Origin of the sequence: Halarchaeum acidiphilum MH1-52-1, from assembly GCF_000474235.1 — an archaeon.
Lineage (GTDB): Archaea > Halobacteriota > Halobacteria > Halobacteriales > Halobacteriaceae > Halarchaeum > Halarchaeum acidiphilum.
In genome coordinates this window covers 1-23,634 of record NZ_BATA01000025.1, presented here as the reverse complement: position 1 = coordinate 23,634, position 23,634 = coordinate 1, and the positions used below count along the sequence as shown (strand labels likewise).

The 23,634-nt window shown below is 64.4% G+C and carries 19 protein-coding genes and 3 pseudogenes; 13 read left to right on the top strand and 9 right to left on the bottom strand.

Annotated elements, in window-relative coordinates; translation table 11 throughout:
- The first annotated feature begins 10 nt into the window (after nucleotides 1-10).
- From AOZ13_RS06335 to AOZ13_RS06310, 6 genes and pseudogenes are all read left to right on the top strand, one after another.
- Complete coding sequence (locus AOZ13_RS06335; protein ID WP_049933919.1) at nucleotides 11-1,183, top strand: ABC transporter substrate-binding protein; 1,173 nt, start codon at nucleotides 11-13, stop codon at nucleotides 1,181-1,183.
- 6 nt (nucleotides 1,184-1,189) lie between these two features.
- Complete coding sequence (locus AOZ13_RS06330) at nucleotides 1,190-2,302, top strand: FecCD family ABC transporter permease (RefSeq protein ID WP_021780123.1); 1,113 nt, start codon at nucleotides 1,190-1,192, stop codon at nucleotides 2,300-2,302.
- Nucleotides 2,303-2,518: 216 nt separating this feature from the next.
- Nucleotides 2,519-3,116 (top strand): annotated as a pseudogene (locus AOZ13_RS06325) (IS6 family transposase).
- 229 nt (nucleotides 3,117-3,345) lie between these two features.
- Entirely contained in the window at nucleotides 3,346-5,346 is a 2,001-nt protein-coding gene (locus AOZ13_RS06320) for an AMP-binding protein (RefSeq protein ID WP_021780121.1), read from the top strand.
- A 98-nt stretch (nucleotides 5,347-5,444) separates the two neighbouring features.
- Entirely contained in the window at nucleotides 5,445-6,596 is a 1,152-nt protein-coding gene (locus tag AOZ13_RS06315; RefSeq protein ID WP_021780120.1) for a thiolase C-terminal domain-containing protein, read from the top strand.
- Entirely contained in the window at nucleotides 6,593-6,958 is a 366-nt protein-coding gene (locus AOZ13_RS06310) for a Zn-ribbon domain-containing OB-fold protein (RefSeq protein WP_020220717.1), read from the top strand. Before AOZ13_RS06315 ends, AOZ13_RS06310 begins: the two co-directional genes overlap by 4 nt.
- A gap of 338 nt (nucleotides 6,959-7,296) precedes the next feature.
- On the opposite strand, the gene AOZ13_RS06305 is transcribed toward AOZ13_RS06310, so the two are convergent.
- The gene (locus AOZ13_RS06305) at nucleotides 7,297-8,778 is read right to left on the bottom strand and encodes a CoA-acylating methylmalonate-semialdehyde dehydrogenase (protein WP_049933917.1); all 1,482 of its coding nucleotides are present in this window, start codon (nucleotides 8,776-8,778) and stop codon (nucleotides 7,297-7,299) included.
- A gap of 112 nt (nucleotides 8,779-8,890) precedes the next feature.
- On the opposite strand from AOZ13_RS06305, the pseudogene AOZ13_RS06300 reads away from it, so the two are divergent.
- Together AOZ13_RS06300 and AOZ13_RS13915 are read left to right on the top strand one after the other, a co-directional pair.
- Nucleotides 8,891-10,116 (top strand): annotated as a pseudogene (locus tag AOZ13_RS06300) (iron-containing alcohol dehydrogenase).
- 221 nt (nucleotides 10,117-10,337) lie between these two features.
- Nucleotides 10,338-10,565, top strand: a complete 228-nt coding sequence (locus AOZ13_RS13915) for a hypothetical protein (protein ID WP_020220715.1) — start codon at nucleotides 10,338-10,340, stop codon at nucleotides 10,563-10,565.
- 358 nt (nucleotides 10,566-10,923) lie between these two features.
- On the opposite strand, the gene AOZ13_RS06290 is transcribed toward AOZ13_RS13915, so the two are convergent.
- From AOZ13_RS06290 to AOZ13_RS06280, 3 genes and pseudogenes are all read right to left on the bottom strand, one after another.
- Nucleotides 10,924-11,691 carry an IclR family transcriptional regulator gene (locus AOZ13_RS06290; protein ID WP_020220714.1) on the bottom strand — a complete coding sequence of 256 codons (768 nt, stop codon included), beginning with the start codon at nucleotides 11,689-11,691 and terminating at the stop codon, nucleotides 10,924-10,926.
- A gap of 151 nt (nucleotides 11,692-11,842) precedes the next feature.
- Nucleotides 11,843-12,235, bottom strand: coding sequence for a universal stress protein (locus AOZ13_RS06285; RefSeq protein WP_020220713.1), 393 nt, complete (start codon nucleotides 12,233-12,235; stop codon nucleotides 11,843-11,845).
- A 106-nt stretch (nucleotides 12,236-12,341) separates the two neighbouring features.
- Nucleotides 12,342-12,746: pseudogene (locus AOZ13_RS06280) on the bottom strand (SDR family oxidoreductase); the annotation flags it as partial.
- A 605-nt stretch (nucleotides 12,747-13,351) separates the two neighbouring features.
- Here AOZ13_RS06280 and AOZ13_RS06275 point away from each other — a divergent pair.
- The 4 genes from AOZ13_RS06275 to AOZ13_RS06260 all read left to right on the top strand — a co-directional run bounded on the left by AOZ13_RS06275 (nucleotide 13,352) and on the right by AOZ13_RS06260 (nucleotide 17,120).
- Nucleotides 13,352-14,581, top strand: coding sequence for a mandelate racemase/muconate lactonizing enzyme family protein (locus AOZ13_RS06275; protein WP_020220710.1), 1,230 nt, complete (start codon nucleotides 13,352-13,354; stop codon nucleotides 14,579-14,581).
- A gap of 91 nt (nucleotides 14,582-14,672) precedes the next feature.
- Nucleotides 14,673-15,737: a mannonate dehydratase gene (locus tag AOZ13_RS06270; protein ID WP_044957059.1), complete on the top strand. Its 1,065-nt coding sequence runs from the start codon at nucleotides 14,673-14,675 to the stop codon at nucleotides 15,735-15,737.
- 44 nt (nucleotides 15,738-15,781) lie between these two features.
- Entirely contained in the window at nucleotides 15,782-16,267 is a 486-nt protein-coding gene (locus AOZ13_RS06265; RefSeq protein ID WP_199896991.1) for a universal stress protein, read from the top strand.
- A 73-nt stretch (nucleotides 16,268-16,340) separates the two neighbouring features.
- Entirely contained in the window at nucleotides 16,341-17,120 is a 780-nt protein-coding gene (locus AOZ13_RS06260) for an HpcH/HpaI aldolase family protein (protein ID WP_021780114.1), read from the top strand.
- A 72-nt stretch (nucleotides 17,121-17,192) separates the two neighbouring features.
- Here the strand turns inward: AOZ13_RS06260 and AOZ13_RS06255 are convergent, their stop codons facing one another.
- From AOZ13_RS06255 to AOZ13_RS06235, 5 genes are all read right to left on the bottom strand, one after another.
- Nucleotides 17,193-18,491: a TRAP transporter large permease gene (locus tag AOZ13_RS06255; RefSeq protein WP_020220706.1), complete on the bottom strand. Its 1,299-nt coding sequence runs from the start codon at nucleotides 18,489-18,491 to the stop codon at nucleotides 17,193-17,195.
- Nucleotides 18,491-18,991, bottom strand: a complete 501-nt coding sequence (locus tag AOZ13_RS06250) for a TRAP transporter small permease (RefSeq protein ID WP_020220705.1) — start codon at nucleotides 18,989-18,991, stop codon at nucleotides 18,491-18,493. The genes AOZ13_RS06255 and AOZ13_RS06250 overlap by 1 nt, the downstream gene beginning before the upstream one ends.
- A 138-nt stretch (nucleotides 18,992-19,129) precedes the next feature.
- A complete protein-coding gene (locus AOZ13_RS06245; protein WP_020220704.1) occupies nucleotides 19,130-20,029 on the bottom strand; it encodes a TRAP transporter substrate-binding protein in 900 nt (299 codons plus the stop codon).
- A 234-nt stretch (nucleotides 20,030-20,263) separates the two neighbouring features.
- Nucleotides 20,264-21,397: a mandelate racemase/muconate lactonizing enzyme family protein gene (locus AOZ13_RS06240; RefSeq protein ID WP_020220703.1), complete on the bottom strand. Its 1,134-nt coding sequence runs from the start codon at nucleotides 21,395-21,397 to the stop codon at nucleotides 20,264-20,266.
- A gap of 235 nt (nucleotides 21,398-21,632) precedes the next feature.
- Entirely contained in the window at nucleotides 21,633-22,397 is a 765-nt protein-coding gene (locus tag AOZ13_RS06235; protein ID WP_021780113.1) for an IclR family transcriptional regulator, read from the bottom strand.
- A gap of 444 nt (nucleotides 22,398-22,841) precedes the next feature.
- Between AOZ13_RS06235 and AOZ13_RS06230 the strand changes: the two genes are divergently transcribed.
- The coding region (locus AOZ13_RS06230) for an aldehyde dehydrogenase family protein (protein WP_148294568.1) at nucleotides 22,842-23,634 on the top strand (793 nt) is incomplete at its 3' end.

The following is a 23,634-nucleotide window of genomic DNA, read 5'->3' as shown; positions in this document are numbered from 1 at the left end:
CCTAAGAGATATGACGCGTAGACGGCAAGTGCTTGCGACGAGTGCCGGGTTGCTCGCGGCCGGTCTCGCCGGATGCAGCAGCGGTGGAAACGATGCCGAGGCGAGCACGAACGCGACGTCGAGCACGTCCGACGGGACGTCGACGGCGGACACGGAGTCGTACACGGTCCACATCGAGCCGAACGACCCGTACACCTTCGAGGAGGTGCCCGAGTCGTACGGGGTCGTCTCCGGTCCCCTGCTCGACGTCGGCATGTCGCTCGGCATCCAGCCGAGCGCGACGACCGGTCTCGAACGCGCGCCCCTCAAGTTCTACGACCTCCTCGACCTCGAATTCGACGAGAGCGGGATCACCAAGCTCGCGAGCGGCGCCGAATCCGGCTACGACAAGGAGAACTTCTACGCCGCCGACGCGGACGTCTGGCTCATCCCCGAGAACACCCTCGCGCGCTTCACGGGCTGGGACGACTCCGATATCCACGAGATCGAATCCCAGACCGGTCCCTTCCTCGGCACCACGCTCCGCTTCGCGCCGACCGCCGCCGTCTCCAACGGCACGAACCCGTACACCCTCTACGAGGCCTTCGAGAAGTACGCGACGGTCTTCCAGCGCCAGAAGCAGTTCCACGCGTGGCAGTCCCTCCACGACGATCTCATGGCGACGATCGAGGACGGCCTGCCGCCGGAGGACGAACGCCCGACCGTCGCCGCCATCTGGCGGGGGGTCAGCCCCGATTCCGGACAGTTCCGCATCGCGCCGCTTCACCGCCTCGGCAACAACACGAAGTCCTACTACCGCCTCGGCATGCGGGACGCCTTCGAGGGCCACTACCCGGGCGGTCCCATCGGCTACGAGGAACTCCTCGACGCCGACCCCGACTACATCGGTGCCGTCGGCGGACTCACCTCCCTCACGCACGAGGAGTTCGTCGACACCGTCGTCGACCCCTTCGAGAACAACGAGAACGGGCAGGACCTCAGCGCCGTCCAGAACGGCAACGTCATCCGCAGCGGCGGGCAGTACATGGGTCCCATCGTCGATCTGTTCTCCACGGAGGCCGTCGCGAAGCAGGTCTACCCCGACACCTTCGGCGAGTGGCCCGGTCCCGTCGGCGAGGTTCCCGAGGACGAACGGCTCTTCGATCGCCAGCGTCTCCTCGACGTCATCCACCAGAACGTCTGAGCCTCGATGAGCAAGGTTTCAGACGCCCTCCGGAAACGCCGATCGAAGTGGGGGGAGCGATACGCGAACTCGAAGCTCGCGGTGGTCATCCTCGGGAGCCTCGCGATCCTGCTCGCGGCGACGCTGTTGCAGGTGAGCTTCGGCGCCTACCCGCTCACGCTCTCGGAGGCGTGGCACACCGTCTTCGACCCCGAAGTCCTCCTCAGCCTCGCGGCGTGGAAGGCCTTCCTCCTCGGCGGCGGCATCCCCGAGTGGTTCACGCGCCAGCAGCTCATCGTCTGGAACATCCGCCTGCCGCGCATCCTCGTCGGGATCCTCGTCGGCGCGAATCTCGCGGTCTCCGGCGCGATCTTTCAGGTCGTCACGCGGAACGAACTCGCCAGCCCGTACGTGCTCGGCATCAGCGACGGCGCCGGCCTCGTCGTGCTCGTCACGCTGACGTTCGCGTCGAGTCTGCTCCCCCTGATGCCGATCCTCGCCGCCATCGGCGGGACGATCGCGTTCCTCATCGTCTACCTCATCGCGTGGAAGAACGGCACCTCGCCGGTGCGGCTCGTGCTCGCCGGCGTCGTCGTCGGAACGGTGTTCGGCTCCGTCCAGCGCGCGCTGTTCTTCTTCATCGACGACCTCGGCGTCGTCATGTCCGCCCAAGCGTGGCTCTCCGGCTCCCTGCTGGGGACTGACTGGGGACAGGTTCGCATCGCGCTCCCGTTCACCCTGCTCGCGATGGCCCTCGCGCTCGCGGTGACGCGCCAACTGGACGTGCTCCTCCTCGGCGAGGAGACCGCGAAATCCCTCGGGATGCCCGTCGAGAAGATCCGCTTCGCCGTCGCCGGCATCGCCATCCTCTCGACGGCCGCGGCGATCGCGGTCGCCGGTCTCGTCGGCTTCGTCGGCCTCATCGTCCCCCACATAGTGCGGAACATCGTCGGCAGCGACTCGAAGCGCCTGCTCGTCGGCTGTCTGTTCCTCGGGCCGGCGCTCCTCGTGGGTGCCGACGTGGGCGCGCGCCTCGCGCTCAGCCCGGTCCAGCTCCCCGTCGGGATCATCACCGGTCTCGTCGGCGGCCCGTACTTCCTCTACTTGATGCGGAAGAAGGAGACCCTCGGGTCGATCTGAGACTCGCGATACCGGCGGCATCGAAGGTCGTATTTAAACTGTAACACGTGAACCGCCTCGGGGTCAAGCCCCGAGGCACTCGGCCTGCTCCGCCGGTAGAATTCCCCTGTCACCGTACCCGAGGATGAATGCGACAACCGCCCGGCTTAAACCGAATTTTTAACTGGGGCTGAAAAGTCGATGCAGGAGTTGCTTTTTCAGCTGTTTCATGGGTAAATGACCAGACTCAGCGGCCGTGACGGCTGGATCGGGGTAGAGATCTTGTGGAGCGAGAGCGGACATCGAGCGAGCCGATAGAGACTGGTGCTCGACGCCATCTCCAATACCTGACAACACTTAGTACTATTATGGCATCAGGGAGGTCTGGTGTCAAACGGTCGCGAAAGGCTGTTCACGACTGGTGCAGAAGGCCGAGTTACAGCCCGCCAGCGACGCGACCTCGGATCACGTCGCGCTTGACGAGACAGCGGTCCGACTCACCGGTCAGCAGTTCTGGCTGTACGCCGCCACCAGAAACTCTCTGAGTTTCTGAGTAGCGGACGCGACGCGCCTCGATAACGCCGTGTTTCTCGCCGACTCTGTCCAACAGCTCACACCCGCATTACTCCGCGAGGGACTCCGATTTCAGGCCGTTCGACACGGAAACCGGAACGCTACCAGAATCATTTTCATATATACATGATGGCGTGTCTTATTGGTCACCAATAGTTTCAGCCACGTCGATCCAGCAACCGCAGAAACGTGGTTGCGAGCCTTCGACGTCTGGTGGAACTCACCTACCGAAACACTACTATCGACTCTCCCCCACCGGTGAAGAGGCGCAGAACTAGACGGCCCCCACGCAGACTCTCACCAAAAATGCTTTCATTGTTTGGAGTTTACTGTCACAATATGGCGAGTGCAGATGGTCCGACGGCTGGTAGACGTCCGTTCCCCTCGGACTGGCAGACTAGACGCCTCGAAATCGAATTGGGCGGCCGCATGCGAGACACGCCGTGGACGGACCGCAGACGGGCGCCGGGAGCGGGGGTGACCGTCGGCCGATGAGTGGACACGCGGAATTGCCCGAACGATTCAACCGCGTCGTACACGAACCGAGCGAGGAGTTCATCGGGTCGACGAACGTCGCCGCGTTCATGCGGGCACACGATATCGATGACCGGGAGGAGCTGATCAAGCGCACTACCGGCGACGTCGACGGCGTGGCCGCCTCCGGAATCGATTGGTTCTGGGATGAACTCGTCGATTCCCTCGGAATCGAGTTTTATGAGGATTACGACGCCGTCCGCGATGATACCAACGGTCCACAGTTCACCGACTGGTATCCCGGCGGCACTATCAACGCTGCCCACAACATCCTTGACCGTCACGCCACCGACGCCGATACTCGCGACGATATCGCCTGCCTCTGGGAGGGCGAGGACGGCGCCGTCCGCGAGGTCACGTTCGCGGACCTCCATGCGCAGGCCAACCGTGTCGCGAACGCCCTCGAGGGGTATGGGATCAGCGTCGGTGACACCGTCGCCCTCTATATGCCCATGGTCCCCGAGGTCATCAGCATCCTCTACGGCTGTTTCAAGGCCGGGGCGATCGCCGTACCGATCTTCTCCGGATTCGGTGTCGATGCGACTGCGTCGCGCCTCTCGGATGCCGACTGTTCTGTGTTGTTCACCGCGGACGGCTTCTTCCGCCGCGGCGACGAAATCACGCTGAAGGACGCGGCCGACGAGGCCATCGACGTCGCTGGGACGGTCGAACACACCGTCGTCTACGACCGCCTCGGCCGCGTCAACGAGTTCGACTGGTACGACCGCGACGAGCGCTGGAACGAGGTCGTCGAGACCGCCTCGCCGGGGTACGAGACGACCGAACTCCCGTCGGACGCGGAGTCGATGCTCCTCTACTCGTCCGGTACGACCGGCAAGCCAAAGGGGATTCTCCACACCCACGCCGGCGCGCTCCTCCAGTCCGCCAAAGAGATCTACTTCAACTTCGACCACCAGCCCGACGATCGATTCTTCTGGGTGAGCGACATCGGATGGATGATGGGTCCGTGGACTCTTCTGGGAAACCACGCCTTCGGTGGGACCGTCGTCATGTACGAGGGGGCACCAGATTATCCGGAGCCTGACCGTTTCTGGGATCTCATCGAGCGCCACGAGGTGACGGCGTTCGGCATCTCCCCGACTGCGATCCGCGCGCTGATGCAGTACGGCACCGATCCCGTCGAGAAGCACGACCTCTCCAGCCTCCGCCTCCTCGGCTCTACCGGCGAACCGTGGGATCCCGAATCGTGGTTGTGGTTCTACGAGCACGTCGGCGGAGAGCGTTGCCCGATCCTCAACATCTCGGGCGGTACCGAGATCATGGGTTGCTTTCTGCTGCCGCTGCCCATCCAGCCATTGAAGCCGTGCACGCTGGGCGGGCCGGGGCTTGGGATGGACGTGGACGTCGTCGATAGCGAGGGTGAGAGCGTTGTGGACGATAACGAACAGGGGTACTTGGTCGCGCGGGATTCTTGTCCGAGCATGACGAAGGGCCTGTGGTCGGGCGACGAGCGCTACCTCGAGGAGTACTGGTCGACGTGGGAGGGCGTCTGGGATCACGGCGACTGGGCGCAGGTGGACGAGGACGGCTACTGGTTCCTCCTCGGCCGCGCGGACGACGTGCTCAACGTCGCCGGACGAAAGGTCGGCCCGGCGGAGATCGAAAGCGCCCTCATGGACCACGAGGCAGTCAATCAAGCCGCCGCGGTCGGACTCGACGACGAGACGACCGGAACCGCGGTCGGGGCATTCGTGATCCTCGAGTCGGACCTCGAAGCGAACGACGAACTCCGCGCGTCGCTACGCAAGATCGTCGGGACGGAAGTCGGCAAGCCCTTCCGGCCACGCGAGATCACGTTCGTCACGGACCTCCCGCGCACCCAGTCCGGCAAGATCGTCCGCCGCACCGTTCAGGCGCTCGCGAACGGCGAAGACCTCGGTGACTCCTCCAGCATCGAAAACCCCGAGGCGCTCGATGAGATCCGCGAGACGCGCTGAGACCACGGTCCCAGTCGGCTTCGGATGGATACATTCGTGTAGAATCTCGGTGCTGCGTACGTACCGTTAAGTGGTAGCTCTGAGCACTATCGCTGTGTATGTGTAACGTAGCGGTAATCGGTGTCGGTTCAACTCCCTTCGGGCGACATTCCGACCGAACTGGCCGGTCGTTATTCGCTGACGCGGCGTCCGTCGCGCTTGACGACGCTGGACTGACGCCGGACGAGGTGGACGCACTACACTACGGGAATTTCATCGGGGCGCTCACCGAGCGGCAGGGTCATCAGGCGCCGCTGATGGCCGAAGCGGTTGGAACGCGGGCGCCGGCGACACGCCACGAACAGGCCTGCGCATCGAGCGGCGTCGCGATCCACCACGCCATCCAATCGATTCGAGCCGGGAGCGCCGACGTCGTCCTCGTCGGCGGCATGGAGAAGATGTCGCCGCTCGATACGGCGGAGACGACGGAGGCGCTCGCGACCGCCGCCGACGAACTCCACGAGGTCCGCCCCGGGATGACGTTCCCGGGCGCGTACGCGCTCATGGCCCAGCGATACTTCGATGAGTGTGGCGGGACGTCCGAGGACCTCGCGCACGTCGCAGTGAAGAACCACGCCAACGCACTCGAAAACGAGTACGCCCAGTTCCAGCGCGCGATCACGGTCGCGGACGTTCTCGAAGCTCCGCGGGTCGCGAGCCCGCTCGGTCTCTACGACGCCTGCCCGATCAGCGACGGTGCGAGCGCGCTCGTACTCGCCGGCGAGGACGTTGCCCCGGACGCAGCGTATCGGATCACGGGCACCGGACTGGGGACGGACGCGCTGGCGCTCCAACGCCGCGAGTCGCTGGTCGAGACGCCCGCAACGACCGACGCCGCCCGGCGCGCGCTCGGAATGGCGGATCGGTCGATCGAGGAAGTGGATCTGTTGGAGGTACACGACTGCTTCACGATCGCGGAGGTGCTGGCGCTGGAAGCGCTCGGGCTGTACGATCGCGGGGAGGCCGCTGGCGCGGCCCGTCGAGGGGAAACGACAGCCGAGGGCGTGATGCCGGTGAACCTCTCGGGCGGGCTGAAGGCGAAGGGCCACCCGGTCGGGGCGACGGGTGCGAGTCAGGTCGTCGAGGTCGTAAAGCTCCTGCGCGGGGAGCACGCGAACAGCGAGGCGGTACCGGACGCGACGGTTGGACTGGCGCACAACGCGGGCGGGACGGTCGCGAGCGCGGCCGTGCACGTCGTGGAGGAACGATGACCGAGTACGAGACGTGGCTCGGCGCGGTCGACGCCGGCGACGGGTACGCGCTGGCGTGCCCGGACGGTCATCGAACGGTCCCGCCCGTGAAGCGGTGTTTCGACTGCGGCGCCCCCGACCTCGAACGCGTCCCGATCCCCGATACGGGTACAGTCCTCACCGCCACCACCGTCCACGTCGCCATCCCCGACTACGACGACGACGCGCCCTACACCGTCGCAATAGCGGATTTCGACGGGCTTCGACTTACTGGTCGCGTATGCGACTCGCCGGACGCCGCCGACTCGCTCGTCGGTCGGGACGCTCGGCTCGGGGCTGAGACAGACGTCGGATCACCGTATCTCACGCTCCGCGCCGAGTGATCCTCACCCGGACGGTCTGTTAGGTGCGATCTCATTCAGCGAAAGAAATATACTAATTCATCATTATCGTGGGTCTTAGCGTCCTCCCCATGTGACCAACCGGACAACTGCACGCCGATCCCGGAGCTAGGAATCACCGGTCTCAAGAGCTAATACGGACCATCCTCGACGATCGTCAGACGATACGGAGAGTCCCATTGGACTCTGCTGTCTCACTCACCGGGATGAGTCTGGAATCGTATTTCACGACGGTTTCGTCCGCATCCGCGTGCAATGGGGCCTCGAACCGTTCGGCCCCAGATCGGGTTCATTCTTCGGTGTGCCGATCAAATCGCGAACTACTGATCTGGCCAGCGCTCGATGTAGACGGTCTCGTCGGTATAGAACTTGATCGCGTCCTCGCCTTGGGCGTGGAGATCGCCGAAGAATGAATCCTTGGCGCCGCCGAAGTGGAAGAACGCCATGGGAGCGACCGTGCCCACGTTCACGCCGAGGTTACCGGCGTCGACCTCAGATTTGAAGCGATTGGCCTTGTAGCCGGAGTCGGTGAAGAGGCTGGCGGCGTTCCCGAACCGGGAGCTGTTGACGGTCTCGACCGCCTCGTCGAAGTCGGAGGCGCGGATCAGACCGAGGACCGGCCCGAAGATCTCCTCCCGCTGGATCGTCATCTCGACCGTGACGTCCCCGAAAACGACGGGACCGAGGAAGTTGCCGTCCTCGTAGCCCTCGACAGCGGTGTCGCGGCCATCGTAGAGAACCTCGGCACCCTCAGCTTCACCGTCATCCATATAGCCGCGGACGCGCTCTTCGTGCTCGGCGGAGATGAGCGGGCCGATGGTCGTCTCGTCGTCGAGACCGTAGCCGAGCGTCGCGGCCTCGGCCTGCGCGACGACGGCGTCGGCGAACTCGTCGTAGACGGCGTCCTCGACGACCGCGATGTCGAGCGCGAGACAGCGCTCACCGGAGCAGGCGCAGGCCGCGGAGAAGATCTTCTCCGCGGCGTACTCGACGTCCGCGCTCTCGGTGACGATGGCGTGATTCTTCGCACCGCCTTGGGCCTGCACGCGCTTGCCGTTCGCGGCGGCCGTCTCGTAGACGTGCTTGGCGACGGGCGTGGAGCCGACGAACGAAACCCCCTCGATGCCGTCGTGCTCGAGAATCGTGTTGACGGTATCGACGCTCCCGTGAAGGAGTTGGACGACGCCGTCGGGGAAATCCGCTTCGTCGATGAGTTCGAAGATGAGTTCCGCGGTCATCGGCGCCTGCTCGCTGGGCTTGAGGATGAACGCGTTGCCGGTCGCGACCGCGTACGGGAGGAACCAGAGCGGGATCATCCCGGGGAAGTTGAACGGTGTGACGGCAGCGTAGACACCGACCGGATGGCGCACGGCGCTCTCGTCGATGTTGGGGGCGGCGTTCTCGAGGGTGCCGTCCTGCATCATCGAGGGGATACCGCAGGCGACCTCGACGTTCTCGATGCCGCGACGGAGTTCGCCCATGGCCTCGCCGCGCGTCTTCCCGTGCTCGTCGACGAGCGTCTCGGCGATCTCCTCTTGGTGGTCCTCGAGGAGGGTCTTCAGTCGGAAGAGTGGCTGAATGCGCTCCTCGACCGGCGTCGCGCTCCACGTCTCGAAGGCCTCACTCGCCTGCGCGACGGCCGCGTCGATGTCATCACGGTCACTGAACGGGACGTGCGTGATCGTCTCGCCCGTTGCAGGATTGACGACGGCCTGACCGTCCGATCCGTTCGTATCTCTCCATGTGCCGTTCACGTAGTTCCGAAGTGACTCCTCCGTTGCGCGCGTCTGTAATCTTCCCATCGCTACCCGCTTCTCTGTCGTGCCTTCACTTATCTCTTGCCACATTCCACACGACGGATCAGTCGAACATGCCGACCAAAGACATAAGTCGGAGAATATAGAACTATCGACCATGACGGTTGACAACACCCTGCTGCAGGGCGAGGAGACGTTCGTCTCGCCGAACCAGATCGTGCTCGGCGTCGGCGCCGTGGAAGAGACGGGCGAGCGCGCGAGCCAGTACGGAGAGACGGCACTCCTCGTCGCGTCCGAGCAGATCTACGACGTACACGGCGAGACGGTGCGATCGGTGCTCGAGTCGGCCGGGCTAGACGTCGTCGTCTACGACGACGTGCGCCCGGACCCGACGGTAGAGAACATCGAGGCGGCACACGACACGTGGGAGCGCGGGGACTGCGACGTGATCGTGACGCTGGGTGGCGGGTCGTCGATAGACACGGGGAAGGGGGTCGGCATCCTAGCGGCGAACGACGGGGACATCCGCGACTTCGGAGTGGATCGCGCGGGCTACGAGGGCGTGCCCAACCGGACGCCGCCCATCGTCGCGGTGAACACGACGGCAGGGACGGGCAGCGAGGCGACGCGCTCCGTCGTCGTGAGCGACGAGTCGACGTCGACGAAGTTCCTCATCGTCTCGCGGAACGTGGTGCCGACCGTCGCCGTCGAAGACCCGGAACTCACGGTCTCGCTGCCGCAGAGCCACACCGCGTTCACGGGGATCGATGCGCTGACGCACGCGGTGGAGGCGTACACGTCCGTGAAGTCGTACGCGCTCTCCGACGAGTACGCCGAGCGCGCCATCGAGCGGATCTCGCGTTCGCTCCCGGCCGCGTGGGCGAACGGGGGAAACATCGAGGCCCGGACGGAGATGCTGCTCGGACAGCTGCAAGCGGGACAGGCGTTCACGAACTCCTCAGTGGCGCTGGTCCACGGGATGGCGCGCCCGCTCGGCGCGCAGCTCCACCTCCCGCACGGCTCGCGAACGGCCTGTTGCTGCCGTACGTCGTCGACTTCTCGGCTATGGCGGCACCGGAGAAGTACGCGGAAATCGCCCGTCTCCTCGATGCGGCCGACGGGTCGGTCACCGATCGCGAAGCCGCAGATGCGGCGAGCGATGCCATTCATGACCTCTGCGAAGACCTGACGTTGACGAGCTACCTCGAGGACTACGCGGATGTCCCGGAACGCGACGAGTATCTGGAGGTCGTCCCGGAGATGACGCAGGACGCCATCGACTCAGGGTCCCCTGCCAACAACGCACGGACGCCGACTCGCGAGGAAACCGAGGACCTCTACGTCCACCTCTACGACGACGCCATCGCCCCCGCTCTCGAGTAGCGCGCTCCGGCGGCGCCGCCCACTGACTCCCCCCGTTCTCTCCTGCCTCGTTCCCGACGCCCAGAGCGCCCCTGCGACGCCGCGCCCGCCCAGATTTGCGACGACGGAGTCGAAGTGCATGGTCTGCCCGACCACGTCGCACTCGATGCTCGCGAACACGCTCTGCGGCGGAACGGCCGACGTCGCCGACCCTTGATCCCTCATGTACCCCGGGTGCGGGAGTGGCCGAAAGCAACAGATGCTTCCGATCGCCCGCGCGCTCGCAGCGAATCCCCGACCGCCACTACATCATCGACGAGGGGCACGTCGTCGCCGAGGTGAGCGACGAGGAGCTCCGCGAGGACGAGGACCTCCGCGAGGACGAGGACCTCCGCGAGGACGAGGACCTCCGCGAGGACGAGGACCTCCGCGAGGACGAGGACCTCCGCCAGCGGTACCTCGGCGTCTGACGCGTCGCCCTCGAAACGCGGCCGCCCCCTTCATTCTACACCGTCGAATCTCGTGCCGAGGAGTAGTGCACGAGCGATCCGAGCGGCGTTCTCCGCGGCGACTCGTCGCCACCGACCGGGTACATACGACGTCTCGGTCCGCTTCGAACGGCGGGATTATACAGTAGTGAATGGCTCTGGGAACGACCCGATCGTTACGTCGATAATACTGTAAAACAATCGAGCGCCGTCCGTCGCGGACCGCGTCGTCACGACCGCGAAAAACGCGTACACCGGCCGGACCGCGGGTCCGACGCGGTGCCGCCGGCCCGCCGCTCGACGAGTCCGACCCCGGGTATTCGACAGGAGTGAATCGAGATCAGTACCCCTGTAAGTCCAGTTCGATGAGGTTCGCGGCGTCTGAGACGACGTCGGGAAGCTCCTCCTCGAAGTAGTCCCCCGTGAAGCGGCTCGCGGGGCCCATGACGCCGATTGCGCCATATACGGCACCGGGTTGCGTGTCTCCAGCGTGGCGGACCGCGGTCGCGACGCAGTGGAGGCCGTCGAGGCGTTCCTCGCGATCGAAGGCGACGCCGCGCTCCCTGATCGCGGCCAGTTCCGCGTCGAGCGCTTCGCGGTCGGTGATCGTGCGCTCCGTCGTCGCCGGGAGACCGTGCTCCGCGACGATTTCGTCCACGCGCTCCTCGGGGAGCGCGGCCAGGACGGCTTTGCCCGTCGCGCCGTCGTGGAGCGTCGCCCGCTTTCCGAGCGTGTCGATCGCAATCGCGTCCGCCCCGCGCCCGTCGTAGACGTAGTAGGCGTACCCGCGCTCCTCCACCATCAGGATGCAGAGTTCGCCCGTCTCCCGGGCGACGCGGTCCACCACCTGCTTGCCGACATCGTACACGTCGAGCAGGTCGACCGCGTCGTGACCGAGTTCCAGTAGGGAGAGGCTGATCCGGTACTGGCCGTTCGTCTCGACGACGAAGGACTGGTCGGCGAGCGTCTTCAGGTGGTAGTGAGTTGTGCTCTTCGCGAGATCGATACGATCCGCGATCTCCGTCTCGCTCGCCCACCCGAGGTCGGCGAGCGTCCGCAGGATCGTGAGCGATCGTTCGCTCGCGCGGATCCGCTTCGGCTCGTCCATGTGTCGTACTCCGACGCCGCGATATTAAGATTCATCGGTGTCGAACGCACCGTGACCGGTCTCCGGGCAACGACTGGGCGTCCCGCCGGAGTGGGGGCGGGTATACGCCCCGCGTCGGCGAGTCGGGCGCCGACCGACCGGACGCTCGCGGTCAGTCGTCGGTGCTGCGGACGAGCACGGGGAGGTCCGTATCGAGCATGACGCGCTGGCTGGTGCTTCCGAAGACAGCCTTCCCGGTCGGCGACCGGCGGCGGCCGGCGAGTGCGATGAGGTCGACGTCGCGCTCCTCCGCCGCCTCGACGATCTCCGCCGCGGGCGTCCCGCTCCGCTCTGCGAGTTGCGTCTCGATACCGGCGTCCTCGAGCCGATCTCGGGCCTCGTGGATCGATCCGAGCTGGCTCACCGACGCCCCCTCGGGGTTCTCCGTGAACACGTGCAGGAGGACGGCGCGCACCTCGTCTGTGTGCAGCGGTACGTCGAGTATGGTACCGACCTGCTGTACCGCGCGGTCCGTGTCGTCGATCGGGACGAGCACTCGGTACATCAGCGACCGCCTCGGGTGCCGAATCCATCGATCATGGTCGTCGATGATATACTCTAGCATGATAGGTATTTCGGAACCCGACGGACCGCCGCTCCCGGTCGGCACCTCACTCGTACGTGAGCGTGTAGCCGCCGTCGAAGCGGAGGTCGCCGCCGTCGAGGTGCTTCCCGTGCTCGGAGAAGCCGAGGACGAAGAGGTTCGCGACCTCGATCGGCTCCATCATCTCTGAGACGCGCCCCTGCTTTTGCATGACGTCCTCGACGACCTCGCGCTCGCTGATACCGCGCTCCTCCGCGGTGTCCGCGATCTGTCCGACGACTAGCGGGGTCTTCACGTACGCCGTGCTCACGCTAAACGAGCGCAGCGTTCCGTCTCCCTCCGCCGCGATCGACTGTGTCAGTCCCCGAATCCCGAACTTCATCACGTTATACGCCACCTTGTCCGCAGTTACGTAGTGACTATGAATTGAACTCATGTTCCCAATGGCTCCGACTCCGTCGTCCGTCGATCGAACTCGCTCTGGTCCATACCGGGCACTTCGCGGGGAGCGGTGAGAGTCGCGGCGTCGTCGCGCGAGCGCTCTGACGAATAGCCGCGGAGATCGCCTGTGTGCGAACGAGGCGCGAAGCGTCCCGTCACCGTCGTCCGAAACGGGGAACCGGACGCGAGCGATACGGGTCCCGTCGAGAACGCCGCGACCGTCGCGGAGACCGATCGCCGTCTCGGCACAGAGTGGCCGTCTCGGTCGCCTTGTGCTTCGCCATCGTCCGCCCGAGCCGCCACGCGACGGGTGGGTGTGTTCTCTTCGCGAGAACAGATGTGGTCGGCCGGAAGCACTCTGCGGTTCCGCGAATCGGGACGCGACGCGCGACCGCGATCGAGTTTGACGTGGGTATATCCGTAAATCCGGATGCCGATCGAAAACACATCTGTTCTCATACCGAGAACGATTTCGCCGTTCGAGGCACGTCGAAGCGGTCGGGGCGGGTGATTGAGCGACGTCGACGGCGCTGGGCGACCGATACGTTCTCATTGAGAGAACAGCCTGTGCTGCACCGAACACCGACTGCGCCACTCAAAGAAACAATTAGTATGGATGGTGCACATGGATCGCACATGCGATTCGCAGACGTGGCAGTCCACACGTTATCGTCGCCGATCGAGCCGCCGCAAGAACGCGACTTCTACGGGGGGATGCGCCGCCTGCTGAAGCGGGACTTCGCCCTCGCCATCGTCGAAACCCGCGACGGCCGCGTCGGGTACGCCCCCACGGCGGCGACGAACTCCGCGATGCGCGAGTACTTCGAGGGCACGTCGCACACCGACCTCGCCGACCTCCTCGAGACGCGCGTCGCGGACGCTTTCGCCGGAGTCGACGTCGATGGGCCATCGGACATTCGGGCGGTCGTCACGGATCTCGACCTCCCGACCAAGCTCGAGGCGGAGGCGCTCGGTGTCCTCGACGTCGCGTACTACGACCTCCGCGGAAAAGAGCTCGGTGCGCCGATACACGAACTGCTCTCGGACCGCGATATCGACCCGGAGCCGCTCGAACTCTACGCCAGCGCGGGGATGTACATGGACCCGGAGGGCTACGCGGAGCAGGCGCGCGCGCTTCAGAAACTGGGTTTCTCCGGCTACAAGTACCGGCCCGGACTCGGCCCGGAGGCGGACGAACGCACGATCCGCCTCATTCGCGAGGCCGTCGGCGACGGGATGGACATCATGGTCGACGCCCACACGTGGTGGAAGCTCGGCGATCGATCGTACGACTTCGAGCAGGTCGTGGCGCTCCTCGACGCCTTCGAGACCCACGATCCGTACTGGATCGAGGAGCCGGTCGAACCCGCCGACTACGAGGCCTACGAGCGCCTCGCGGCGCGGACGGACCTCCCGCTCGCCGGCGGGGAGAGCGAGGAATCCGTCGCCGGTCTCCGACGGCTCGCCGACAACGGCGTCTCCTACCTTCAGGGAGACGTCCGCCACCACGCGGGCTACACCGGCTGTCTCACGTGCATCGACGACTGCGCCGCCCGCGACGACATCGCGTTCATCCCGCACAACTTCGGGACGAACCTCGGTCTCGTCGCCAACGGCCACCTCGTCGCCGCCTCTCCTGAGGACGTCCGCCTCGAATACCCCGTCTTCGGCGACGGCGTCGAGGCGATGTACCCCTTCCCGCTCGCCGAGGACGTCCTCGAGACGGACCTCACCATCGAAGACGGTCACCTCGTCCTCCCCGATGGACCGGGTCTCGGCGTCGAAGTGAACGAGTCCGTCATCGAGGAGTACCCGTACATCGAGGGCGCGTGGACGGAGTTCGAGTACGAGGACGCTGACGCGTAACGCCACGTTCCCTCCCCCCTCATATCCTCTATCGCCGACGTGCGACGCCACTATCAGTGGGAATTTAGTCCCTTGAATGCGAACGCCGCGTATGGCCCGCGAGCCACCTTCCGAAGCCAGTAACGGATCCGTGCGCGTCGGCGTACGGACGCGCAGCCTCGCCCCCGACCGACTCAAGTACATCCGCCAGCTCGGTGCCACCGATATCTTCGTCGATCACGCCGACACCGAGGAGGAACCCGACGAGTTCAACGACCGAGACGGGACCGAGACGCTCGCCGTCGGGCGCGACGCGATCCCCACCGTCGCCCAACTCGAAGCCGCCCGCGAGCGCGTCGCGGACGCCGGTCTCCGACTCACCGGGATCCAGTCGCTCCCCTACTCGCTCTACGGCGACATCATGTTCGGGCGCGACGGCGCCGACGACGCCCTCTCGCAGATCACACGTCTGATCCGCAACCTCGGCGAGGCCGGAATCCCGATTCTCGGCTACCAGTGGAACCCCCGCGGCGTCGTCCCGATGCGCACCGGCCCGGTCGAACTCCGCGGCGAGGCGTACGGCACGGGCTTCGATCTCGACGACGTGGACGATCCAGACGAACTCGCCCCCGGTATCGACCGGGAGTACACGGAAGCGGAGTTCTGGGAGAACTACCGCGAGTTCCTCGAGACCGTCATCCCCGTCGCGGAGGAGTCAGGCGTCGACCTCGCGCTCCACCCGGTCGATCCCCCGGTCATCGAATCCCTCGGCGGCATCCCGCGGCTGTTCCGGAACGTCGAGAACTTCGAGCGCGCGATGGCCCTCGTCCCGAGCGACAACCACGGACTGAAGCTCTGTCTTGGGTGCTTCTCGCAGATGGGCGAGGACGTCGACGAGGTGCTGCGGCGCTTTGGCGAGCGCGACCAGATCGTCTTCATCCACTTCCGCGACGTCGTCGGCGAGGTGCCGAGGTTCCACGAGACGTTCGTCGACGAGGGGAACTTCGACGCCCGCGAAGCGGTCCGCACCCTCCACGACGTCGGCTACGACGGCGTCGTCATCCCCGACCACGTCCCGGAGATGGTCGGCGACGACGACTGGCGCCACCGCGCCCGCGGGTTCACCGTCGGCTACCTCCGCGGCGTCGTCGATACTGTTCGTTCCGAACGGCGCTGAGTCGCTCGCGTGCCGTGGCAACGGTCTGATTCGGGGTCTGGTCGATGTCAGGGAGAAAGCTTAGGTACCACTACAAAGTCATTGGAACGATGGCAACCGCACTAGTCGCCTTTCCGAACGACGAGGAACCGGACGAGACGCTGATCGAGGCAGCGAAACGACACGTCACCGGGACGAACGACGATCTCCTGATCTGCGTGATCGTCGACGAACAGGCGTATCAGAGCGACGTACAACGCACGTCAGCGGCGACGTCCGCAGGAGAGGGAATCGACGACGCGGAGGAACGCGCTCAGGAGACGGCCGCGCGGATCGGCGCGCGTTCGTTCGGGGACGACGTAACCTACCGGACGGTCGGTCTCGTCGGAATGGTCCCGGACTCCCTTCTGGCGTTGGCCGACAAAGAGGGGTGCGACCACATCTTCGTGGCAGGCCGGAAGCGCTCCCCGACCGGAAAGGTCGTGTTCGGCGATATTGCACAGTCCGTCATCCTTGGGTTCGACGGACCGGTAACGGTCACCACCCCGTAGTGGACCGCATCCGGCGGTCGAGCGCAGGTAGTTTTTTATACGAAATCGCCCAATATTCAGACGGTGTACACGAATGAGCCGACTTCGTGAATCGTTAGTATCTCGGAACCGTCCACTTGGGACGTGGATTTCGATCGGCCATCCGACCGTCGCCGAGGTGAGTGCGTCGATTGGTCTGGACTTTCTCCTCGTCGATCTCGAACACACGACCATGTCGCTAGAAACCGTCGAGGACATCACCCGTGCAGTCGAGGCAGTAGACGGGGACACGGAGACGGTCGTCCGCGTTCCATCGAATGATCCGGTTCGGATCAAGCGTGTGCTGGACATCGGCGTGGACGGGATCATGGTGCCGATGCTCGAGTCCGCCGACGAGGCGCGACGCGTCGCCACCGCGGTAACCTACCCGCCGGAGGGCGAACGTGGCGTCGCGTCGGGTCGCGCAGCCGAATACGGGCAGTCGTTCGTCGAATACGTCCGAGAGGCGGACGAGAACCTGACCGTTATCGGACAAATCGAGAGTCGCGACGGCGTCGCCAACGCTGACGAGATCGCCCACGTGGACGGCATCGACGCGCTCTTCGTCGGTCCAGCCGATCTCTCCATGGACTACGGCGTCTTCGGCGAACCGGAGTCCGAGGAGTTCGTGGAGGCGTTGCGCCACGTCGTCGCCGCGGGAAGGGCGGCCGAGACGCCCGTCGGCACGCTGACCGTCGATCCCGACGACATGCGCCACCGCCTCGATCAGGGGTTCGACTATCTCATCGTCGGCAAGGATACATCCCACCTCGCGACCGGGAACGAGGACGCAAAGGCCCGCTACGAGCGGCTGTGCGAGCGGTCCGAGAACTGATCCGCTGGCCCCGACTGTCGAAGATCGATAGAATACGCGCGTCGGGAGGGACGCGCCGAGGCCCGGACAACGCTATCCGAGACTCGGAACGAAGAGCGCGATTTTCGGCTGAAGCATGATGAGGAGCAGGAGCAGGATGATCGGCACGTAGTACGGTACGATCGCGCGCATGACCTCCTCGAGCGTCGCGTCCGTCACTTTCTCCAGGACGAAGAGGATGACCCCGAAGGGTGGCGTCAGCAACCCCAGCATCAGGGTGAGGATCATCACGATCCCGAAGTACGTCGGGTCGATCCCGGTCGTGTTGAGGATCGGCATGAACACCGGGACGAGGATGCTGATGGCGGCGACGGTCTCCATGAAGGTCCCGACGATGAGCAGTAGAACGACAAGCAGGCAGACGATGAGGACGGGGTTCGTCGTCACGCTCGTGATCGCGTCCGTCAAGAGGAACGGTAGGCGGAGTTGCAGCGCGACGTACCCATAGAGGGAGGCCGCCGCGACGATGAAGACGAGGGAGAACGTTTCCACCATCCCGTTCCGCAGTTCGTCCACGATGCCCGCCACGGTGAGTTCGCCGTACTGGAACACGCCAATCAACAGCACGTAGATTATCGCGATGGCCCCGGCCTCCGTCGCACTAAACACGCCGCTGATGATCCCTCCGACCACGATGACCGGGGTGAGGATTGCCGTCAGCGCGCCTTTCAAGCTCGCCCAGAGTTCGTCGAGTTCGAACTCGTTGCCGGGCTCGTAGCCGCGGCGGTGAACGATGATCACGACGGTCGCCATCAGGAAGAGGCCGAGCAGGATGCCGGGGACGATCCCGGCGAGGAAGAGGTCGCCCACGGAGACGCCCGCCAGTAGGGCGTAGATGATGGCGGGCACGCTTGGCGGGATGATCGGACCGATGATCGACGACGCCCCGGTGACGCCGAGTGAGATATCCTTGTCGTACCCCTGCTCGCGCATCGCCGCGTACTCGATCCGCCCGAGGCCGGACGCATCGGCGATAGCGATCCCGGACATACCCGAAAACAGCATACTCGCGACGATGTTGACGTGTGCGATCCCGCCCTTGAACTGCCCGACGAGTGCGTTCGCCAGCCGGAATATCCGTTGTGTCATTCCCATCCGGTTCATGAGGCGTCCGAGGAGGAGGTAGAACGGGACCGCGAGGAGAGTGAAACTGTTCGCTCCGTACAGGAGCTGCTTGCTGACGACCTCGTAGTTGATCGCGCCGCCGCCGTACGGGGAGAGCATGACGATCACGCTCGTGAACCCCATCGCGACGGCGATCGGGACGCCGATCGCGTAGAGGACCAACAGCGTGCCGAGGAACAGAAGGCCGACGACGAGAAGATCCGCCATCAGTTACCCTCCTCCGGGTTCCCAGGTGCGTTCGGCGACCCGAGGGCGCTCGATAGGTTCACCAGTGCACTCCATAGCCAGCCGAGTTCGTAGAGGACCATTAACGTGAGTCCGACCCCGATCCCGAGGTACACGTGGCCCGCCGTCACGGACGCAAGCCCACCGATCGACGTGTGCCACCCACTCGCGACGTTCTGTACGGTGCCGTAGAGGGCGACCGCGAGGAATGCGAGCGTAATCAGGATTACGGCGATATTCAATGCAGCACCGAGCGACGGCCACCGGCGTCTGAGGCGGTCGTTGAGGAACCGAATGGAGATGTGCTCCCGGTTCCGCGTGGCGACCGCCGCACCCATGTACGTGCCGACGATGAGCGTGAACCGTGCGGCCGGTTCCGTCCATGCCATCGGCCCGAATGCGTCGATCTCCAGCGTCCGGACCAGTACCTGCACCGTCGCCAAGACGACCACAGCCGCGAACAGGACAATCGTCACGTTCACGACGCAGCGGTCGTACCACGTGTCTCGTCTAAGCCCGAGTGATTGATCTATTTCCATTATTTCACAGTATTGATCGGCGGTCCATCCGGTCGGTCGTCAGCGTCGCCGACGAGTCGCCCCGGCAGCGTGCGCCGGCTATCATGCCTGCTTCTGCACCTGATCCCACGACAGCGCCCAGTTCGACTTGAACTGCTCCTTGACAGCTGGACGGGCGGCGCTCCGGAACGCCTCCACGTCGACGTCTTCGACGATGGTCATCCCCTTCTTCGAGAGCTTGTCGAAGAGCGCTTCCTCGCGGTTCTTCGCGGTATCTGTGGCGGACTTCGTGATGTTCGCACCAGCCTTGTCAAGTATATCCTGATTCGTCTGGTCGAGCCCATCGTAGAAGTCCTTGTTGACCATGAGGTTCCCAGTCTCGATCTGGTGAGCCGTCTTGTTGTAGTGGCTCTGCACCTCGTAGAGGTCGGACGAGTACACCTGTTCAGCCGGTCCCTCCGAGGCGTCGACCACACCGTTGTCGAGTGCGCTATAGAGCTCGTCGAGCGCGACGGGCGTCGGGGACGCCCCGATCGCGTTCCAGATAGCGACGATGGAATCGAGCTCCGGGAGACGGAGGTCGATCCCCTTCAGGTCGTCCGGCGACCGAATCGGTGTATTGCTAGTGACGTGCCGCTTGCCGATGTAGACCTGCTGGCCGAGTTCGTACTGGTTCCCGTTCTGCTGGATCTGATCGAATGCCGGCTGGAACGCGTCGCTCTCGAAGACGGACGTGATCTGCTCGAAGTCCTCCATCACGTACGGATTGGAGAAGAACGCGTACTTCGGTGCGTATTTGTGCCACACAAGCCCTCCGACGGTCTGTGCGTTGACGCCGCCGCTCTTCACGAGTTCGCTGATCTTGCTCTCGGACCCGTAGGCGCCACCCGAAGAGACGTTCACGGAGATCGACCCGTCGGACTCCGACTCGACACGCTTCTTGAATTCGTTGGCGATTTGAACAAGGATGTGGCCCGGTTGGTAGGACGTAGCGACGGTCATGCTAACCTCGCCGCCCCCACCGCTACTCCCGCTCGCGTTGTCGTTCCCAGACCCGCTCGACGTACCACCGGTACAGCCGGCCAGGGCCGCGGCAGTGCCCCCACCGAGCGTGACGAGTAATTCTCTCCGGCCCAAACGCGAGCTATTGGATGCTGGCATACGGACACCGGTTCTTCACACGGAGATATAAAACTATTGATCGTGGGGGTGTATCGCCAGATGAATATATCGATTTCAATCGTCTCGATACCGTTCCACGGCGACCTCGTCAACATCTATCCCAAGCCCCGGTTTCTGTGGAACCTTAAGAACACCCCCCGTCGGGTCTAACGGATCTTCCAGTAGCTCACTTCGGAGGGGGTTCTCGCTACGGTCAAACTCCAGCAATCGTGGCTCTGGACGGTTGCGAGTGTGCGGGTACTCTGATGTACTCGCGGCAAACTGGACAGCGGCTGCGAGACCGACGGCACTGTTCCAGACGTGCGGGCAGATCCGGACGTTTTCCGTCGTTGCAATCGTCCCGATGCGACGAGCCTCAGTAAGACCGCCACAGCGCGCGAGATTCGGCTGGACTATATCCACACCATAGTCGTCAATTAGTCGCTTGAAGGCAAAGCGCCCGTAGTGGGCCTCCCCGGCAGCAATCGGTACATCGACACGCCGCTTCACCTCTTGGTATCCGCTCTCATTCTCCGGGGGGACTGGTTCCTCTATCCACGCGATATCGTACTCAGCGATGGCGTTCGCTGTCCGGGCCGCCTGCGCCGGCCGGTAGTTCCCATTCATATCAACCATGAGGAGCGCATCGTCTCCGAGGACCTCACGGGCGACACGAACGCGCTTAACGTCAGACTCCGTCCCACCCCCAATCTTTATCTTCGCGGCAGTAAACCCCTCTGAGACGGCACGCTCAATAGGTTCGGCGAGGGAGCGGTCTTGCTCTGTGAAGTACATCGTCGACGCGTACGGCCGAAGTTCCTCTCGTTCAACCCCACCAAGCAGACGGTAGACAGGGTGATCGAGGTCTTTTCCGATGAGGTCCCAGCAGGCGATGTCAACAGCACTGAGCGCGCTCTGTACAGCAATCCCGCGACCGAAGTGGTATGGGTCAGTCGTGAAGCGGTCTGCGAGCGACTCGACATCGTGTGGGTCAAACCCCACAATCTCGTCCGCAAAGAAGGACTCAATCGTCGCACGTGCGAGTCGACCCGGAACGAATGCCTCCCCCCATCCGATGTGCCCTGCATCCGTATCGAGTCTTATTAGTGTAGTTTCACGATCGTAGCCAAAGCCACGGGCGTCACCGAGGCCGCACCCTTCTGGAAGCCTGTACGATAGTGGTATGACTTCGATATCCGTGATCTGCACAGTAAAAAGCCAACCCCTCCTCCACGATAGGTCTTTCCTTCGCCTATGATGGTTTGTACTATCCACTGGTAATATTCTACTGTTAGCCGCTGGTTACCGAAATGGTCTCCGCAGCGATCCTGTAGAATCCCCTAACACCGTTTTACAAGGACAGTCGGTCGACTGACCGAGAATCGACGAACAGAAACAGACGTTCACTCCCCCGCTCGCGCGTCGAATCGACGACCGCGACGCTTCACGCGAATTTCGAGTTGATCTCGATCACGTTCGTCGAGCGCGCCAGCGCCTCCGACAGCTCGGACTCGATGCGTTCGTCGGTCATTCGGCTCACCGGACCGGAGATGCTGACGGCGCCGAACACCCTCGGTTCGTCGTTCATGAGCGGCATTCCCATGCACCGAAGACCAGTGATGTTCTCTTGGTTGTCCAGCGAGTAGCCGCGCTCGCGGACCGTTTCGAGCGACGCCTGCAGTTCGCTCGGGTCCGTGCAGGTGTGTTCCGTCTTCGGGGGCGTCCCGTGCTCGTCGAGGATCTCCGTGACGCGCTCGTCGTTCATCTCCGCGAGCATCGCCTTCCCGAGCGCCGTCGAGTGCATGTACTCGCGCTTGCCCGCGGACGACGCCGTCTGCACGCCGGAGCCGCTGTTCGCCTTGTAGACGTACGTCACCCATCCGTGCTCCTCCGTCGCGAACTGCGCGACTTCGCCCGTCGTCTCGGCGAGCTTCTCGAGTTCGCCCGCGATCACGTCGTAGTTCCCGATCATCTCCTTCACGCGGTCTGCCATGTCGAGATACCGGAGGCTGAGGCGATAGTGGCCGTCCTCGTTGACGACGTACTCGGCTTCGTCGAGCGTCGTGAGATGCCGGTGAACCGCACCCTTCGCGAGCCCGACCTCCTCGGCGATCTCCGTGACTCCCACCCGCTCTCGACGCTGCAGGACGTCTAACACTTCGCAGGCAGTCCGAACCGCATCGACCGTCCGTCGGTTGTCATCGGCCATACCGAGAGGATCGACCCGGAGTATCATAAACATTGTTCTCACATGGGGAATCGGAGACGCGATCACTGTAGACGGACGGATGTCACGCGCTGCGACGGCGATACCGGGCGTGATCGGAAGAACGGGGGGTGCGCCCGAATCGATTCCGAATCGAGTTCGAACCAAACCCTGTTCTCTCTCCGAGAACGAATCGGCGATCCGATGGCGGAAAGACGGGCGACGCGCCGGACGCGGTGACGCGCGGGGGACGTGTAGGCGCACCTATATTACATCAGTATTGTCGTAAATCAAGGCGTGTCTTCCGGATGACGGACGCCCGGCGTCGCGCCAATCCCGTTCTCGCCCGAGAAACGACGACCCCTCTCCGCTCGTCGCCGCGACACTCCGGTCATATTTGCCGGCGCCAAAACGGCTCTACCGGAAGGCCGATGATATCGCTATCGTATGCCAAACGAACGGCGCAACTACGTCGACGGAGAGTGGAGTGTGGCGAGCACGGGCGAGACGATCGAGGTCGTCAACCCCGCCGATCCGAGCGAGGTCGTGGACAGATACCAGCGATCGAGCGCGAGCGACGCCACGGCGGCCGTCGAGGCCGCGGTCGCAGCCGCGGACGAGTGGGGTACGACGCCCGCGCCGCAACGAGGCGACGTGTTACGCGAGGCCGGCGACGCCCTCGCCGACCGCAAGGGGGAACTGACCGAGCGCCTCACCGCGGAGGAAGGGAAGACTCACGCGGAAGCGGGCGGCGAAGTCCAGCGCGCGATCGACATCTTCCACTACTACGCCGCGAAGACCCGCGACATGGGCGGCGCAGTCAAATCGGCCAGCAGTAGCGAGACGACCCTCTACACGGTGGCGGAGCCGCTCGGCGTCGTCTCGCTCATCACGCCGTGGAACTATCCCGTCGCGATCCCCGCGTGGAAGATGGCGCCCGCGCTCGCCGCCGGGAACGCGGTCGTCATCAAGCCCGCGTCCGCCGCGCCCGGTCCCGCCCACGCGATCATCGAGTGCCTCGACGAGGCCGGGATCGCCGACGGCGCGGTCAACCTCGTCACCGGTCCCGGCAGCGAGGTCGGCACCGAGTTCGCCACGCACGACCTCGTCGACGCCGTCTCCTTCACGGGCAGTAGTCAGGTCGGCAACACCGTGTACGATCAGGCGACCGACGATCGGAAGCGCGTCCAGATGGAGATGGGCGGGAAGAACCCGACGCTCGTCATGGACTCCGCGGACG

Excerpts from the sequence above, each read along its gene's own strand:
- AOZ13_RS06285 (WP_020220713.1), bottom strand. The coding sequence starts at position 12,235 with ATGTACCGAGTGCTCGTCCCGATCGACGACACGGACCGCGCGGTACAG.
- AOZ13_RS06260 (WP_021780114.1), top strand. The coding sequence starts at position 16,341 with ATGAGCCGACTTCGTGAATCGTTAGTATCTCGGAACCGTCCACTTGGG.
- AOZ13_RS06305 (WP_049933917.1), bottom strand. The coding sequence starts at position 8,778 with ATGGGAAGATTACAGACGCGCGCAACGGAGGAGTCACTTCGGAACTAC.
- AOZ13_RS06335 (WP_049933919.1), top strand. The coding sequence starts at position 11 with ATGACGCGTAGACGGCAAGTGCTTGCGACGAGTGCCGGGTTGCTCGCG.
- AOZ13_RS06320 (WP_021780121.1), top strand. The coding sequence starts at position 3,346 with ATGAGTGGACACGCGGAATTGCCCGAACGATTCAACCGCGTCGTACAC.
- AOZ13_RS06265 (WP_199896991.1), top strand. The coding sequence starts at position 15,782 with ATGTCAGGGAGAAAGCTTAGGTACCACTACAAAGTCATTGGAACGATG.
- AOZ13_RS06315 (WP_021780120.1), top strand. The coding sequence starts at position 5,445 with ATGTGTAACGTAGCGGTAATCGGTGTCGGTTCAACTCCCTTCGGGCGA.
- AOZ13_RS06270 (WP_044957059.1), top strand. The coding sequence starts at position 14,673 with ATGGCCCGCGAGCCACCTTCCGAAGCCAGTAACGGATCCGTGCGCGTC.
- AOZ13_RS06275 (WP_020220710.1), top strand. The coding sequence starts at position 13,352 with ATGCGATTCGCAGACGTGGCAGTCCACACGTTATCGTCGCCGATCGAG.
- AOZ13_RS06310 (WP_020220717.1), top strand. The coding sequence starts at position 6,593 with ATGACCGAGTACGAGACGTGGCTCGGCGCGGTCGACGCCGGCGACGGG.
- AOZ13_RS06235 (WP_021780113.1), bottom strand. The coding sequence starts at position 22,397 with ATGGCCGATGACAACCGACGGACGGTCGATGCGGTTCGGACTGCCTGC.
- AOZ13_RS06255 (WP_020220706.1), bottom strand. The coding sequence starts at position 18,491 with ATGGCGGATCTTCTCGTCGTCGGCCTTCTGTTCCTCGGCACGCTGTTG.
- AOZ13_RS06290 (WP_020220714.1), bottom strand. The coding sequence starts at position 11,691 with ATGGACGAGCCGAAGCGGATCCGCGCGAGCGAACGATCGCTCACGATC.
- AOZ13_RS06330 (WP_021780123.1), top strand. The coding sequence starts at position 1,190 with ATGAGCAAGGTTTCAGACGCCCTCCGGAAACGCCGATCGAAGTGGGGG.
- AOZ13_RS06245 (WP_020220704.1), bottom strand. The coding sequence starts at position 20,029 with ATGACCGTCGCTACGTCCTACCAACCGGGCCACATCCTTGTTCAAATC.